The sequence below is a fragment of the Halomonas sp. MS1 genome (genome assembly GCF_024182575.1).
Taxonomy (GTDB): Bacteria; Pseudomonadota; Gammaproteobacteria; order Pseudomonadales; family Halomonadaceae; genus Vreelandella.
Genome location: NZ_CP098926.1, coordinates 2,245,281 through 2,259,526 on the forward strand (window position 1 = coordinate 2,245,281; position 14,246 = coordinate 2,259,526).

Genomic DNA, 14,246 nt, shown 5'->3' on the forward strand with positions numbered 1-14,246 from the left:
AGCGAGTACTCCCCATGAACATAGAGCGTTGGGTGCCTGTGGTTGGCTGGCTGTGGCGCTATAACCGGGCTGTGTTATTTAAAGATTCGCTGGCAGCCGTTATCGTCACGCTAATGCTGGTGCCCCAGGCGTTGGCCTATGCCTTGCTGGCTGGGTTGCCGCCAGAGATGGGCCTGTATGCCAGTATGCTACCGCTGGTGCTTTACGCCATCTTTGGTACCAGTGCCAGCTTGGCGGTAGGGCCGGTAGCCGTGGCAGCATTAATGACGGCGTCGGCTTTAAGCAGCTTTGCTACTCCAGGCAGCCCTGAATATATTGGCGCTGCACTGGTGTTGGCGGCGCTTTCAGGATTGATATTGATTGCCATGGGCGTACTGCGGCTGGGCTTTTTGGTCAACTTCTTAAGCCATCCGGTTATTTCTGGGTTTATCACTGCGTCGGGAATCTTGATCGCCATTAGTCAGCTCAAGCATATTCTAGGTGTTGAGGCTGCGGGGCATAATGTCATCGAGCTGCTGGGCGCACTGTTCAGCCAGTGGCGACAGGTCAATCTCATCACGCTGCTGATTGGTTTAGGGGTGTGGGGCTATCTGCTGGTTTGCCGCAAGCGCTTGAATACCTGGCTGATGGCGATAGGTATCTCGGCCAGCGCTTCTGGATTGATGGTCAAAGCCGCACCGATTTCAGCGGTGATGGTGACTACGCTGCTGGCCTGGCACTTTAACTTGGGGCAGTACGGCGTGGATCTGGTCGGCTTTGTGCCTAGCGGCTTGCCTGCCATTACGCTGCCTAGCCTAGATCAGTCGCTATGGCTTGGCCTGTTGCCTGCCGCTTTATTGATCAGTTTGGTGGGCTTTGTAGAATCGGTATCCGTGGCGCAAACTCTGGCGGCTAAGCGCCGCCAGCGTATCGATCCTAATCAAGAGCTTATCGCTCTTGGGATGGCCAATTTGGGCGCTGGCGTCAGCGGTGGTTCGCCGGTTTCAGGTGGGTTTTCACGCTCGGTAGTGAACTTTGAAGCGGGGGCGGCAACACCGTTGGCCGGGGCATTTACCGCCTTAGGTATTGTGCTTTCTGCGCTGTTGCTCACGGGTCTGCTGGCCTTTCTGCCGACGGCGACATTGGCCGCTACTATTATCGTCGCCGTGGGCACATTGATTGATCTGCCCGCAGTAAAGCGCACTTGGCAATACTCCCGCAGCGACGGCGTGGCAATGGTGGCGACCTTGCTACTCACCCTGCTGCACAGTGTCGAGGTCGGCATTATCAGCGGTGTGGTGCTCTCACTAGGGCTGCACCTGTATCGTACCAGCCAGCCCCATAGTGCCGTGGTAGGGCGGGTGCCGGGCACCGAACATTTCCGCAACGTGAAGCGCCATGAAGTCGAAACCGATCAGCATGTGGCCATGCTGCGCATTGATGAAAGTCTTTACTTTGCTAACGCTCGCTACTTAGAAGATACCGTGATGGCACTGGCTGCTCGTTCCCCTTCGTTAAAACATATTGTATTGACCTGCCAGGCGGTGAATGTGATTGATGCGTCCGCGCTTGAAAGCTTAGAAGCGATTAACGGCCGGTTAAAAGATGCTGGCGCAATGCTGCACTTGGCGGAAGTGAAAGGCCCGGTGATGGATCGCTTAACCAACACAGCGCTTTACCGCGAGCTAACAGGGCAGGTGTTTTTTACCACCTTTGAGGCTTGGCAGGCGCTGGCTCTCCCCGCACAGAATGAAAAGCCGCACCCCTGCACTTAATGGCGCCCCTTGATTGGAGAAAATGACGTGAACGCGTTAGCTTAGCCCTAACGTATTGACGACACTCCAGGGAACGGCCATGACCTCGCTATCACCGCAGCAGACGCTGAAGGCAGTATTCGGATTTGATGCTTTTCGCGGCGGCCAGCAGGCGGTGGTGTCCAGAGTGTTGGAGGGGCACTCCACGGCGGCGATTTTTGCCACCGGGGCGGGGAAGTCACTCTGTTATCAGTTGCCTGCACTTCATCTTCCACACCTGACGCTGGTGGTATCGCCGCTGCTGGCACTAATGCAGGATCAGCTCGCTTTCTTGGCACGCCATGGTGTTGCAGCCGCCAGTATTGATTCCACCCAAGATCGCGCTACGACCCGTGATGTGATGGGGCGCGCCAAAAACGGTGAGCTGAAAATCCTTATGGTGTCGGTGGAGCGGCTTAAGAACGAGCGTTTTCGGCACTTTCTACGCCAGGTTCAAATATCGCTGCTGGTGGTTGATGAAGCACACTGTCTCTCTGAGTGGGGACATAACTTCCGCCCCGATTACCTTAAACTGCCCGATTATCAGCGTGATTTTGCTATTCCCCAGGTGTTGCTACTGACAGCCACGGCCACGCCAGCGGTTATCGCTGATATGCGTGAGAAGTTCTCAATCGTACCGGAAAATGTCATTACCACTGGCTTTTATCGCGCTAACTTAGAGCTTCTGGTGGTGCCCGCCATGGAAAAACGTCAGCAACAGTTGATTGATTGGCTTATGCCACAAATGCCGCCTGGCAACGAAGCGCCTACGATTATTTACGTCACCTTGCAGCAAACCGCCGAGCAGTTGGCAAGTGCGCTGGAGGCCCAGGGGATTGCTGCCCAGGCGTACCATGCGGGACTGGATTCAGCCCGCCGCGACGACATTCAGCGCCAGTTTATGAGCGGCGAATCGCCCTGCATTGTGGCTACCATTGCCTTCGGCATGGGGATTGATAAAGGCAATATCCGCAACGTTGTGCACTTTGATCTACCTAAATCGATTGAGAATTACAGTCAGGAAATTGGTCGGGCAGGGCGCGATGGACTGCCTTCCACCTGTTTAACCATTGCCGGACGCGATGGTCTGCGAGTGCTTGAGAGCTTCGTTTACGGCGATACGCCTGAGTACGCGGGTATTTTGCGTTTATTGGAGGAAATCTCATCAGCCGGTCAAGCGCCAGATCGCCAGTGGGAAGTGCTGCTCAACACGCTTTCCCGAGATACCAATATCCGCCTGCTGCCACTTAAAACGCTACTGGTGCGGTTGGAAATGCACGGCATAATTGCGCCGCGCTTTGCGTTCTTAGCCGAGTATCGGTTGCGCTACCATATTGAGCCTACTGCCTTGGTGGGGCGCTTTGAAGGAGAGCGGGCAGCCTTTGTACGTTTGTTAATCGACAATATTGCTATTGCTCGTACTTGGGGGACGGTGGATTTTGAGCGGCTGCATCAGGCTGGGCAGGCACAGCAAATTGATGCTTCCCGTGCCCGCGTGATTACCGCGCTTGAATACTTCCAGGATAAAGGTTGGTTGACCCTGGAAGGTAAACGCATGACCGATGTGTATGAAATTTGTCAGCCGGAATTTTCGGTCGAGGCGGTGGCGAGCCAGTTGTTTAATGAGTGCCTACAGCGGGAGCGAATCGAAATTGATCGGCTGCACTCCATGCTGGCACTGTTTGAGTCGCAAAGCTGCCTGACTCGGCGGTTAGCTGAGCATTTTGGGGATACCACCTTCGATGGACCACTTGATACCGAGCAGGGCCGCTGTGGTCACTGTTCGGTATGCTACGGCAACCCGGTTCGGCTGCCGGATGCGACGCCATTACCCGCGCTGTCTGAAAAGGATTTTATCCGCTATGCCACACCGCTGATTGAACGCCACACCGAACAGTTCGGCCAGCCGCCCAATGCCCAGCGGCTGGCACACTTCTTATGCGGTTTAACTATGCCGATTTTTACCCCACTCAAAGCCCGCGGCCTTAACGGTTTCGCGGTCTTTGAGCAGCGTGCCTACCCTGAAGTGCGGCAGTGGGCAGAGCGCTGTTTAGCTAGCTCCGGCAGTTAAAGCATTACTCCCAAGCGGGGAACGGATCGGGTAGCTGCTTCCAGGCTTCCATACCTTGTAGCAGTTCAGCTTCACTTAGCAGGCAGGCGTCTAGTGCATCACGCATCTTGGCTTGGTCCAAGTTCTGGCCGATAAACACCAGCTCCTGGCGCATGTCGCCAAACGGCTCCTGCCACTTTTCCATAATGAACTGGCGAGTTTCAGGATCTTCCGGCCAGTTAGCTTCGGGGATAGCTTTCCAGAACACGCCCGCTGGGCCGTGATGAGCAATACCACCTGCTTGGCTCCATTGGCCTGCAAAGCGTGGCCGAGTAGCAAGCCAGAAAAAGCCTTTCGAGCGTAGCAGCCCTTTACCAAACCACCCTTCATTGAGTAAAGCGTGGAATTTCTGCGGGTGGAAAGGGCGGCGAGCGTGGTAGGCAAAGCTGCCAATACCGTACTCTTCGGTTTCTGGCACATGCTCGCCACGCATCTCTTTTAGCCAACCAGGCGCTTGCTGGGCGCGCTCAAAATTGAACTTGCCAGTATCAAGCACCTTGTCTAGCGGCACGCCACCTTGAGTGATGGGCACCAGCTCTGCATCAGGGTTTAGTGAGCGCAGAATCGCCGTTAGCGCATCAAGCTCTTTTTTATTGATCAGATCCGTTTTACTGATCAGTAATACATCACAAAACTCGATCTGGTCGACCAGCAGGTCCGCGACGTTACGTTCGTCGTCGTCACCTAAGCTTTCGCCCGCTTCAGCGAGGCTCTGCGCTTCGCGGTACTGCTCAAGAAAGTTGGCTCCATCGACAACAGTGACCAGCGTATCAAGGCGTGCAACGTGGGAAAGGCTCTGGCCGCTTTCATCTTCAAAGGTGAAGGTTTCCGCCACGGGTAGCGGTTCGGAAATCCCAGTGGACTCAATCACCAAGTAATCAAATTTACCCTCTCTGGCCAGTTGACTAACTTCTTCTAGCAAATCTTCACGCAGCGTGCAGCAAATGCAGCCGTTGCTCATTTCTACTAACCGCTCTTCAGAACGGTTCAGCGCTACCTCGCCATCTAACGTGGACTCGCCAGGGCCGCCACGCACTAATGCACCGTCGATATTGACCTCGCTCATATCGTTGACAATCACCGCGACGCGGCGACCTTCGCGGTTAGCCAAAATATGATTGAGTACGGTGGTTTTACCTGCACCTAGAAATCCTGAAAGTACGGTGACGGGCAGGGGAGAAAACACGGTCATTGTGAATGCACCTCTAAGCGGGTTTTTATAAACGGCGTTATGTTATGTGATAATATAACATTTATTCAGCGATTAAAAAGACCTACTAGAAAATGGCATCCTCTGATTTTTCGTGGCAAATGGTGATTAGCGCTTATATTGCGTTGGGCAGTAGCCCCGTAAAATATCCGGCGATCGCAAAGCCGTATGCTTCGTCGCGCGACCAGTAACACGCTTGCGCCACAGTCGAAACGAGGCCGGCTTAAGCTGGTGGCGCATTACCTCTATGACGTCCGGCTCGCCTAGGCCAAACATAGTGTCGATCGCTTCAAACGGAGTGCGATCTTCCCAAGCCATTTCAATCACGCGGGACTGCTCTTCTTCGGGTAAACGACGGAAGCGTTTCACAGCTGCTTTAGGCATTGGTCACCTTACATGTTGATGAAGCGTGCAAGTAACGGGTTGCTATTAATTGTACCAGCATTGGACGTTGTTGTTTCGGCTGTACTGGTATTTTGAGGCGATGTGCAGTTGTGAGGGCAGTTTACTTTATTGCTAAAAGTGCGCGAAAAAGGCCATTCATCAATACGGGTTCGTCGCGGCGGATGTTGAAGCCTGCTTGTTGAAGTAGTGGTGTCGCCTGGCGGGTGATGTCGGTCGCGATCAATGAAGTAATGACGTTCAGTGCTCGCCGACTTGGACCAGCAATGTGGGTGTCGGGTTGAAATTTATCCATAACACAGAGCTGCCCGTCGTTTTTCAGTACCCGGTGCGCTTCGGCTAGTCCCTGTTCAGGGTTGGGCATCACCGCCAAAATAAGATGCATCACAACGACGTCAAAATGCGCATCTGGGTAGTCCAGTGCAGCAGCATCCATCACACGACATACCACGTCACGTTGCGCATGTTCCGCTCGCTCACGGGCTCGCGTCACCATTGCGGGGGTTAGGTCGGTTAAATGGATTTCTAATTCGCGCGGTAAATAAGGCAGGTCTAAGCCGGTGCCTGCACCCACCAGCAGCACTCGCATGCCAGGTTCCCAGTCAACTTGGTTAAGCGCACTTCTGCGGGGTTTACGAAACGCTTTAGTCGCCACCAGATCATAGACTGGCGCGTAAATGCTATAGCGCAAGCGATTCCAGGCGGTGGTATTTACCATAGGGTCTCTACCTCGATATAGGATCGTTGCCTCGACATAAGATCTTTACCTCGAAAGGGATGCCGCGCACGCTCAGTGAATCGCGTTTAACGTCTGCGAAGGGCTTTCGCCAAACTGTTGCTTATAGTCATGAGCAAATTGCCCCAAATGCCAAAAGCCCCAGTAGGTGGCAATTTCAGTCACTGTTTGGTGAGGCTCTGCGCTGCGCAGAGCACGACGCACTCTATTCAGCCGCGTTAAACGTAAAAACTGCAGCGGACTAATCCCTAGGATAGACGTAAAACTGTATTGCAGCGTACGCCTGCTGACATGAGTTAGCTCGCATAACGTTTCCATGGTGACTGGACCTTCCAGGTGCTCATCAACATAGCGCTTCACCCGGTCAACCACTGCTTTTCGATGAGGGTAGCTGGGAGGCAATTCATGGCTTGTTTGGTTAGCTTTTAATACTTCCATTAGGCCTGTTAGCAAAATATCTTGATGAACGTTTTCAGCGATGGGGCCTTGTTGATTTGAGAGTAAGCGTTCAAGTAAAAAAGACACAGCATGCAGAGTTTCAGGCGCTACCCGGCGGCGGGGTGAATCTTGCCACTCATGATCAAGTATCACCCCCTGTCGCTGGGCGGCAGCCTGTAATAACGGCATACGTATCACTAGTCCATAGATATCAAACGCCTCGGGGGTTACCAGCTCAAAATCACGACCGCCGGGATGACACATCACCTCATATTCTTCCAACGCCTGCCCATTAATTCGTGACCCTGGTGCTTGAGTGGGGATGCCCAGCCAGAGCGAGTCAGCCCACACTCGGCAGTCTTGTCGCAGTGCTTGCCCGGTATGTTCTTTAAACACCTGCATGGCGGGTAACTCAATTTCATCTAGTCGCCCATAAAAGCGGCCAGGACTTAGTTGGTCGTATTGCTGCTGCCAGCGGGTCAGATTTTGGGCATGTTCGTCGGCATCAAACGCCTCTTGAATGCATTTTTTTGGTGCAATGTCTTGGCTTGTCAGCGTCATGAAAAACTCCTGTGAACGTGATTAAAGTGCCATCACGTTGCATGCTTGCCTCTAATTTATTGTATTTAATAATGTTTTTATAAGTATGACAGGTTTGCCAAAACTCGATACTCCCCATTAAGTGATAGCGCTATTGTGGAAACAAGCAAATTCTGTTCCTCAACGCGCATTCGGCGCCATTGTTTTAGAAACCGTAGTTTTAGAAACCGTAGTTATAGAAAAAGCCACTTTTAAATATAAAAAAGGAAGGTCCCATGGCGCAGACCTATCACACAACTGTTGGAAGCCGCCGCTATCGCTTTAATGGCTTGGCGGAATTAATGGCCAAGGCCACGCCGCCACGCTCTGGCGACCGCTTGGCAGGGGTCATTGCAGAATCAGCAGAAGAGCGGGTAGTGGCGCAAATGGTGCTGGCAGAGCTCCCGCTTACCACATTTTTGAATGATGTGCTGGTCCCCTATGAGCAAGACGAAATTACTCGTTTAATCATCGATGAGCACGATGCTGCTGCATTTGCGCCGCTGAAGCATTTAACCGTGGGTGACTTTCGTAACTGGCTACTATCCGACTATGCCACCAGCGATGTGTTAGCCGCGGCTCGCCCTGGCATTACCCCTGAAATGGCCGCCGCTGTTAGCAAGCTGATGCGCAATCAAGATTTGATGCTAGTCGCCAAGAAGTGCCATGTGACGACCGCATTTCGCAATACTATTGGTTTGCCGGGGCGGTTATCCACGCGTTTGCAGCCCAACCATCCTACCGATGACGTGACCGGGATTGCCGCCAGTATTCTGGATGGCTTGCTGTATGGCAGTGGCGACGCGGTCATTGGAATCAATCCTGCTACTGATAATGTCGCCCAAAGCATCAAGCTAATGCGCCTGATGGACGATGTCATTCAGAAATATGAAATTCCCACCCAATCCTGCGTGCTCACTCATGTTACCAACACACTCGAAGCGATTGAGCAGGGCGCGTCGGTAGATCTCGTTTTTCAATCCATTGGCGGTACCGAAGCCACCAACCGCAGTTTTGGCTTTGACTTGAATACGCTGGCAGAAGCCGAGGCGGCTGCTCAAACGCTGAATCGCGGTACTGTTGGGCGCAACGTGATGTATTTCGAAACTGGGCAAGGCAGCTCGCTTTCCGCTGATGCTCATCATGGTTTGGACCAGCAAACCTGTGAAGCCCGTGCCTATGCGGTGGCGCGCAAGTTTAATCCGCTGCTGGTGAATACGGTGGTGGGATTTATCGGCCCTGAGTATTTGTACGATGGCAAAGAGATCACCCGAGCGGGGCTGGAAGACCACTTCTGCGGCAAGTTGCTGGGCGTGCCCATGGGCTGTGATGTTTGCTACACCAATCACGCTGAAGCCGATCAAAATGATATGGACAACCTGCTGACGCTATTAGGCGTGGCGGGCTGTAGCTTTGTGATGGGCATCCCTGGCTCTGACGACATCATGCTCAACTATCAAACCACGTCCTTTCACGATGCCCTTTACGCACGGCGCGTACTTGGGTTGAAGGCCGCCCCGGAGTTCGAGCAGTGGCTGGCGAAGATGCAAATCTTCCAAGATGTTTCCTCCTATCGGTTAAATGATCTACTACCTGCCGCTTTCGCTAATAGCCTGCGCCACCTGCCAACGGAGGCTGCTCGCGATGTCTGATAATGAATCGAAAAAAGCCCCACCGATTGTGATCGCTAACCCATGGGAGCGGCTGAGGGCATTTACCGATGCTCGCATTGGGCTGGGACGAGCGGGCATTAGTCTGCCCACGCATCAGCTATTGGCGTTTCAACTGGCTCATGCTCAAGCCCAGGATGCCGTTCACTGCCCCCTTGAATGTCACGCGCTGGCCGATGAGTTAACGACAGCGCTGAGCCTGAACCAGACACCTATTCATGTGCATAGCCATGCAGTCGACCGGGCCATGTATCTGCAGCGTCCGGATTATGGCCGTCGTCTTGACGACGCTTCGCGAGAGCAACTGCAACAAGCGGCGCAATGTGGCCAGCGCTTCGATTTAGCGGTGGTGATTGTCGATGGGCTTTCCGCACTGGCAGTACAGCAGAACAGCGAGCCGTTTCTTACTGCGCTGTATCGCGCCTTGGAGAGTGATCAGCGGGAGTGGCAGCTCGCGCCATTAACCATCGTAGAGCAGGGCCGCGTGGCGATTGGTGATGAGGTTGGCGCGCTGCTTAATGCCGATGCCGTGCTGGTGATGATTGGTGAGCGCCCAGGCTTAAGCTCCCCAGATAGCCTCGGGCTGTATATGACCTGGGAACCAGAAGTGGGCCTAAAGGATGACCGCCGCAACTGCATTTCAAACGTGCGCCCAGCAGGGCTCAAACCGGAAGAGGCCGCACGGCGGTTGTTGTTGCTATTAACCGAAGCCCGTCAGCGGAAACTGTCTGGTGTGCAACTGAAAGATCGTAGCGAGGACAGCGTATTAGACGGTGCAACAGGGGGGACAACTCAAAACTTCCTGGTGGCCGATTAATAAGCGGCACAGGAAGCGAAGCGTTATGCATAAGCAGCGCCATATAGATAACAGAGTAATTAAATAGTAATTAAAAAGAGTAATAACAATACATAAATAACAATCACTTATAGAAACGCTCCTAAAAAACTCCTAACAACAATATGGAACCAACACCCCGACTCAGCACGCCGCTGACAACGATTGCGTTCCACACTGAAAAGGGCATGACAATGACACAACCTTCTGTCGATCAAGCGTATTTGGCCAAGCGCCAGCTGCGCAAAGGTACCGCGGGCTGGCTATTACTAGCAGGGCTTGGGGTTTCTTATGTTATTTCCGGTGATTTTGCCGGCTGGAACTTCGGTATTGCTGAAGCGGGTTGGGGTGGTTTTGCCATTGCCGCCTGCTTAATGGCGATGATGTACCTGGCACTCGTATTAGCATTGGCTGAAATGTCCGCAGCGATTCCAGCCGCTGGCGGCGGCTATAGCTTTGCTCGCCAAGCGATGGGGCCAGCCGGTGGCTATTTAACCGGGCTTGCGGTGTTGATTGAGTACGCGCTTGCGCCTGCTGCGATCGTGATTTTCATTGGCTCGGCAGTTGAATCGCTGCTGGGCATTAATGGGCCGTTGGTTTACCTGCTGTTCTACGCAGTGTTTATCGGCATTCACTTAGCAGGCGTAGGTGAAGCGCTAAAAGTGATGATGGTGATTAGCGGGCTGGCCGTGTTCGCGATTTTGGCAACGGCAGTGGCGCTGATCGGCAATTTCGATTCAGCGAATCTGTTTGATATTGCGCCCACCGATGCAACCGGTGCGAGCACCTTTATGCCCTATGGTTGGTACGGTATTTGGGCCGCACTGCCGTTTGGGATGTGGCTGTTTTTGGCGGTTGAGGGCGTGCCGCTAGCGGCGGAGGAAGCCAAAGACCCCGCGCGGGATATGCCTAAAGGGATTATTGCCGCGATGCTATTCCTGCTATTTACCGCCTTATTGGTCGTGGTGTTACTGGCAGGCGCGGCGGGGGCTGAAATGATTGGTCAAAGTGGTGTGCCGCTGGTCGATGCGCTTAACGTTGCGGGTAACCCAACACTGGCCACGCTGGTTAATGTGTTGGGTCTTGCGGGGCTAGTGGCGTCATTTTTCTCGATTATCTATGGCTACAGCCGTTTGGTGTTTGCGCTTTCTCGGGCGGGCTATTTACCCAAGCCGCTGTCACTGACCAGCGAGCGTAAAGTGCCTTATCTGGCGCTGATTGTGCCTGGTGTATTTGGCTTTTTAGTCTCACTTAGCGGCGAGGGTGATCTAATTCTAGGGATGGCCGTTGTCGGCGCGACGCTCTCTTATGCATTGATGGCGCTCAGCCACATTCTATTACGAGTTAAACAGCCTGACTTGCCGCGCCCTTATAAAACACCCGGTGGTGTGGTGACCTCTGGCGTTGCGTTAGTGCTTTCCCTCGTCGCGCTGACCGGTGTCTATGCTTTCGACCCCCGCGCGTTTAATTACACCATCGTTCTATTCATTGCTGGTGCAGCGTACTACTTCCTTTACAGCAAGAATAAGCTGGTGGCGAAAACCGCTGAAGAGGAGTTTGCGCTGGTGACTGCTGCCCCGGAAGAGCTAGACATTGACGAGCCGGCGCCAGCTGCTGCCAAGCTGTAATGTTTGATCCTAATCGCCTAGGCTAACTAGGCAGTTTAAGCCTCTGAGCCCAATGGCCCAGAGGCTTTTTATGATGAGTGCTAAAACAGCTAGCTGCCTTCTTAAACATGCGGATTACCCACCAAGGTCTTCTCGCATGTAGTGCTCCGTTACGCGAAGCTGGGAGAAATAATCAGGAGCACCGCCATGAAGCACTCTCCCGCGTATCGTTTAGCGGCCACTATTCTGCATGGATTTGATGGCTACCGAGCACGCTTCAAGCAAATTACTTTTGACGCCAGTCGGCGTTTTCGTGATGCGGCGTGGCGTGATGCCCAGCAAGCCTCAGCGGCGCGGATTAACCTTTATGGAGAGAAAGTGGGCGATACGCTGACACGTTTGCAGCGTACCTTTGATCATGAGGTGCTTACGTACTGCGAGACATGGCGGGAGGCACGTGAGCACTATGCGCAGCTGATTAGTCAGCGGTTGGATTACGAGTTGGCCGAGACATTTTTTAACTCACTATTCTGCTCGATTTTCCACCACCGTCATATTCGCAATGACTGGATGTTTGTGTACAGCTCCCGAGAAGATGCTGCGCACCATTCTGGAATTGAGCTTTGTCGACAGTATTCCGTCAACGGCGATTGGGCTCAGGCGCTTGCCTGGGCGCTTGAAGAGGCACCGTTTGATAACGCCTTTGCTGATCTGGAGCGCGATATTGAACTAGCTGCAGGCCTATTAGAAACCCTGCTTCCCGCCGCTATTTTGCAGTCAGAAGACGCGCAATTAGAGCTGTTGAAAAGTGTCTTTTACCGCAATAAAGGGGCCTACTTAGTCGGCCGCATTTTGGGGGGCGGTGAGCAGGTGCCACTGGTGTTACCGATTCTACATGGTGAGGGGTTTGGCGAGCAGCAGGGCGGCGACCCCTGCCTGCACTTGGATACCGTGCTAACCGAGACCGATGAAGTCTCGATTATTTTCTCGTTTACTCGTGCCTACTTCCAAGTCGATGTGCCGGTGCCTGGGGAGTTTGTCCACTACTTAAAACAGCTCATGCCCCATAAGCCTGAAGGCGAACTGTATGCCGCGATTGGCTTTTTTAAGCATGGCAAAACCGAATTTTTCCGTGCGTTAAACTTGCAAGTGGCCAAGCGTGAGGACCAGTTTGTCATTGCACCTGGGGTGCGTGGCATGGTGATGGCGGTGTTTGTGCTACCTAGTTTTCGCACCGTGTTTAAGATCATTAAAGATAAATTCGATCCGGCCAAGGAGGTCACCCACGCGATAGTGCGCGAGAAATACCGCTTGGTGAAACGCCATGACCGTGTTGGGCGTATGGCTGATACCCAAGAGTTCTCGAATTTTATCGTGCGTCAGGATCACTTTGCGCCAGAGTGTCTAGAGCACTTGCTAGAAGTAGCACCGTCTACTGTGTCATTGAAAGATGACAAGGTAATCATCAAGCACTGCTATACCGAGCGCATGATGACACCGCTGAATATCTATCTGGAGCAGTGCAGCGCGGACGAGCGCGTAATGGTGCTCAAAGACTATGGTAACGCCATTAAACAGATGGCAGCGGCGAACATCTTCCCGGGCGATATGCTGTTAAAAAACTTTGGTGTTACCCGCCATGGCCGAGTGATTTTTTACGATTACGACGAGGTGTGCTATCTCACGGAGTGTCGCTTTCGGCACATGCCTAAATCGTATGGCAATGACTTTCAAGGAGGTGGTGGGGAGAGTTTTTACGTTGGCCCCAACGATATCTTCCCCGAGGAGTTCGGCCCCTTTATGTTTGCCAACCCGGAGCTGCGCGGTATTTTTATGCAACAGCATCCGGAGTTATTTGATCCCGATTACTGGTTGGAGCTACAGCAGGCCATTGTCGATGGTCGGGTGATTGATGTTTACCCATATCGTAATAAGCAGCGCTTCGCGGGGACTATAGGGCAGCTGGTATATTAAGTAACCTCTGATTAACTATTGCGCTTGGCCATACTGCGTTAAAAATCGCCTTAAAATGCTCATTTACAACTCGTAAACTCCGCTTTTTCGTTGATTTTTGCCTTGTCTGGCCTGCGCTCATTACATTAATAAGAGGCTCCTTGTGAAACAGTAAGCAGTGATTTAGTCGAGGAAAACATGACAGCACCACCGCACCTAGTGGTTTTTACCGGTTCAGGGATTAGCGCCGAGAGTGGCATTAAAACGTTCCGTGCCAGCGATGGCCTGTGGGAAGACCACCCAGTCGAAGAGGTAGCCACGCCTGCGGGCTGGCAGCGAGATCCTCAGCGGGTGCTGGAGTTTTATAATCTGCGCCGGGAGCAAATTCGTAAGGCCAAGCCAAACGCTGCCCATAAAGCCTTGGCGGCGCTTGAAAAAGATGGCTTTAGAGTCAGCGTGGTTACGCAGAATATTGATGATCTGCATGAGCGTGCAGGGTCGCGTGATGTGTTGCATCTGCATGGTGAGATTTTGAAGGCGCGCTCTTCAGTGGATGCGCGGCTGCGCTATCCACTGCCGAAAGGCGGTATTGCGCTGGGAGATATTTGCGACAAAGGCAGCCAGCTGCGCCCAGATGTAGTGTGGTTCGGTGAGTCGGTGCCGCTGTTTGAAGACGCCTGCGAACTTGTTAGCCAGGCGGATTTTTTGCTGGTGGTGGGCACGTCTTTGGCGGTTATGCCCGCAGCATCGCTGCTATCGTATATTGATTTGGATACCCCGTGTGCGCTGGTCGACCCCGACGCGGATGCCTTAACACCGCCGGGCGTTCTAGCGATTAACACCACGGCAGGTGAAGGCGTTCCTGCCTTGGTCAACCAGTGGCGCAAACAGGGTAATTTGATGCTGCCTTGAGTGTTCTCTAATAACTATTGCT

General features: G+C 53.2%; 11 protein-coding genes. 7 read left to right on the forward strand and 4 right to left on the reverse strand.

All coding sequences use genetic code 11. The features are described 5' to 3' along the window. Positions 1-14 precede the first annotated feature (14 nt). Together NF683_RS10220 and NF683_RS10225 are read left to right on the forward strand one after the other, a co-directional pair. The gene (locus NF683_RS10220) at positions 15-1,754 is read left to right on the forward strand and encodes a SulP family inorganic anion transporter (RefSeq protein WP_253921838.1); all 1,740 of its coding nucleotides are present in this window, start codon (positions 15-17) and stop codon (positions 1,752-1,754) included. 79 nt (positions 1,755-1,833) lie between these two features. Further along, the gene (locus NF683_RS10225; protein ID WP_089039177.1) at positions 1,834-3,843 is read left to right on the forward strand and encodes a RecQ family ATP-dependent DNA helicase; all 2,010 of its coding nucleotides are present in this window, start codon (positions 1,834-1,836) and stop codon (positions 3,841-3,843) included. Positions 3,844-3,847: 4 nt separating this feature from the next. Here the strand turns inward: NF683_RS10225 and zigA are convergent, their stop codons facing one another. The 4 genes from zigA to NF683_RS10245 form a co-directional block, all read right to left on the reverse strand. Further along, complete coding sequence (gene zigA / locus NF683_RS10230; RefSeq protein ID WP_089039176.1) at positions 3,848-5,074, reverse strand: zinc metallochaperone GTPase ZigA; 1,227 nt, start codon at positions 5,072-5,074, stop codon at positions 3,848-3,850. Between the two features lie 126 nt (positions 5,075-5,200). Beyond that, complete coding sequence (locus NF683_RS10235; RefSeq protein ID WP_089039175.1) at positions 5,201-5,476, reverse strand: TIGR03643 family protein; 276 nt, start codon at positions 5,474-5,476, stop codon at positions 5,201-5,203. Positions 5,477-5,597: 121 nt separating this feature from the next. After that, the gene (locus NF683_RS10240) at positions 5,598-6,212 is read right to left on the reverse strand and encodes a class I SAM-dependent methyltransferase (protein WP_089039174.1); all 615 of its coding nucleotides are present in this window, start codon (positions 6,210-6,212) and stop codon (positions 5,598-5,600) included. A gap of 72 nt (positions 6,213-6,284) precedes the next feature. Next, positions 6,285-7,229: a helix-turn-helix domain-containing protein gene (locus tag NF683_RS10245; RefSeq protein ID WP_089039173.1), complete on the reverse strand. Its 945-nt coding sequence runs from the start codon at positions 7,227-7,229 to the stop codon at positions 6,285-6,287. A 254-nt stretch (positions 7,230-7,483) separates the two neighbouring features. Between NF683_RS10245 and NF683_RS10250 the strand changes: the two genes are divergently transcribed. The 5 genes from NF683_RS10250 to NF683_RS10270 all read left to right on the forward strand — a co-directional run bounded on the left by NF683_RS10250 (position 7,484) and on the right by NF683_RS10270 (position 14,224). Further along, positions 7,484-8,899, forward strand: a complete 1,416-nt coding sequence (locus NF683_RS10250; protein WP_253921839.1) for an ethanolamine ammonia-lyase subunit EutB — start codon at positions 7,484-7,486, stop codon at positions 8,897-8,899. Next, the gene (eutC, locus tag NF683_RS10255) at positions 8,892-9,734 is read left to right on the forward strand and encodes an ethanolamine ammonia-lyase subunit EutC (RefSeq protein ID WP_253921840.1); all 843 of its coding nucleotides are present in this window, start codon (positions 8,892-8,894) and stop codon (positions 9,732-9,734) included. The genes NF683_RS10250 and eutC overlap by 8 nt, the downstream gene beginning before the upstream one ends. Before the next feature lie 212 nt (positions 9,735-9,946). Continuing rightward, a complete protein-coding gene (gene eat / locus NF683_RS10260; RefSeq protein ID WP_253921841.1) occupies positions 9,947-11,380 on the forward strand; it encodes an ethanolamine permease in 1,434 nt (477 codons plus the stop codon). Between the two features lie 186 nt (positions 11,381-11,566). After that, positions 11,567-13,333 carry a bifunctional isocitrate dehydrogenase kinase/phosphatase gene (gene aceK, locus NF683_RS10265; RefSeq protein ID WP_253921842.1) on the forward strand — a complete coding sequence of 589 codons (1,767 nt, stop codon included), beginning with the start codon at positions 11,567-11,569 and terminating at the stop codon, positions 13,331-13,333. A gap of 177 nt (positions 13,334-13,510) precedes the next feature. Beyond that, positions 13,511-14,224: an SIR2 family NAD-dependent protein deacylase gene (locus NF683_RS10270; RefSeq protein ID WP_193068562.1), complete on the forward strand. Its 714-nt coding sequence runs from the start codon at positions 13,511-13,513 to the stop codon at positions 14,222-14,224. Positions 14,225-14,246: the final 22 nt, after the last annotated feature.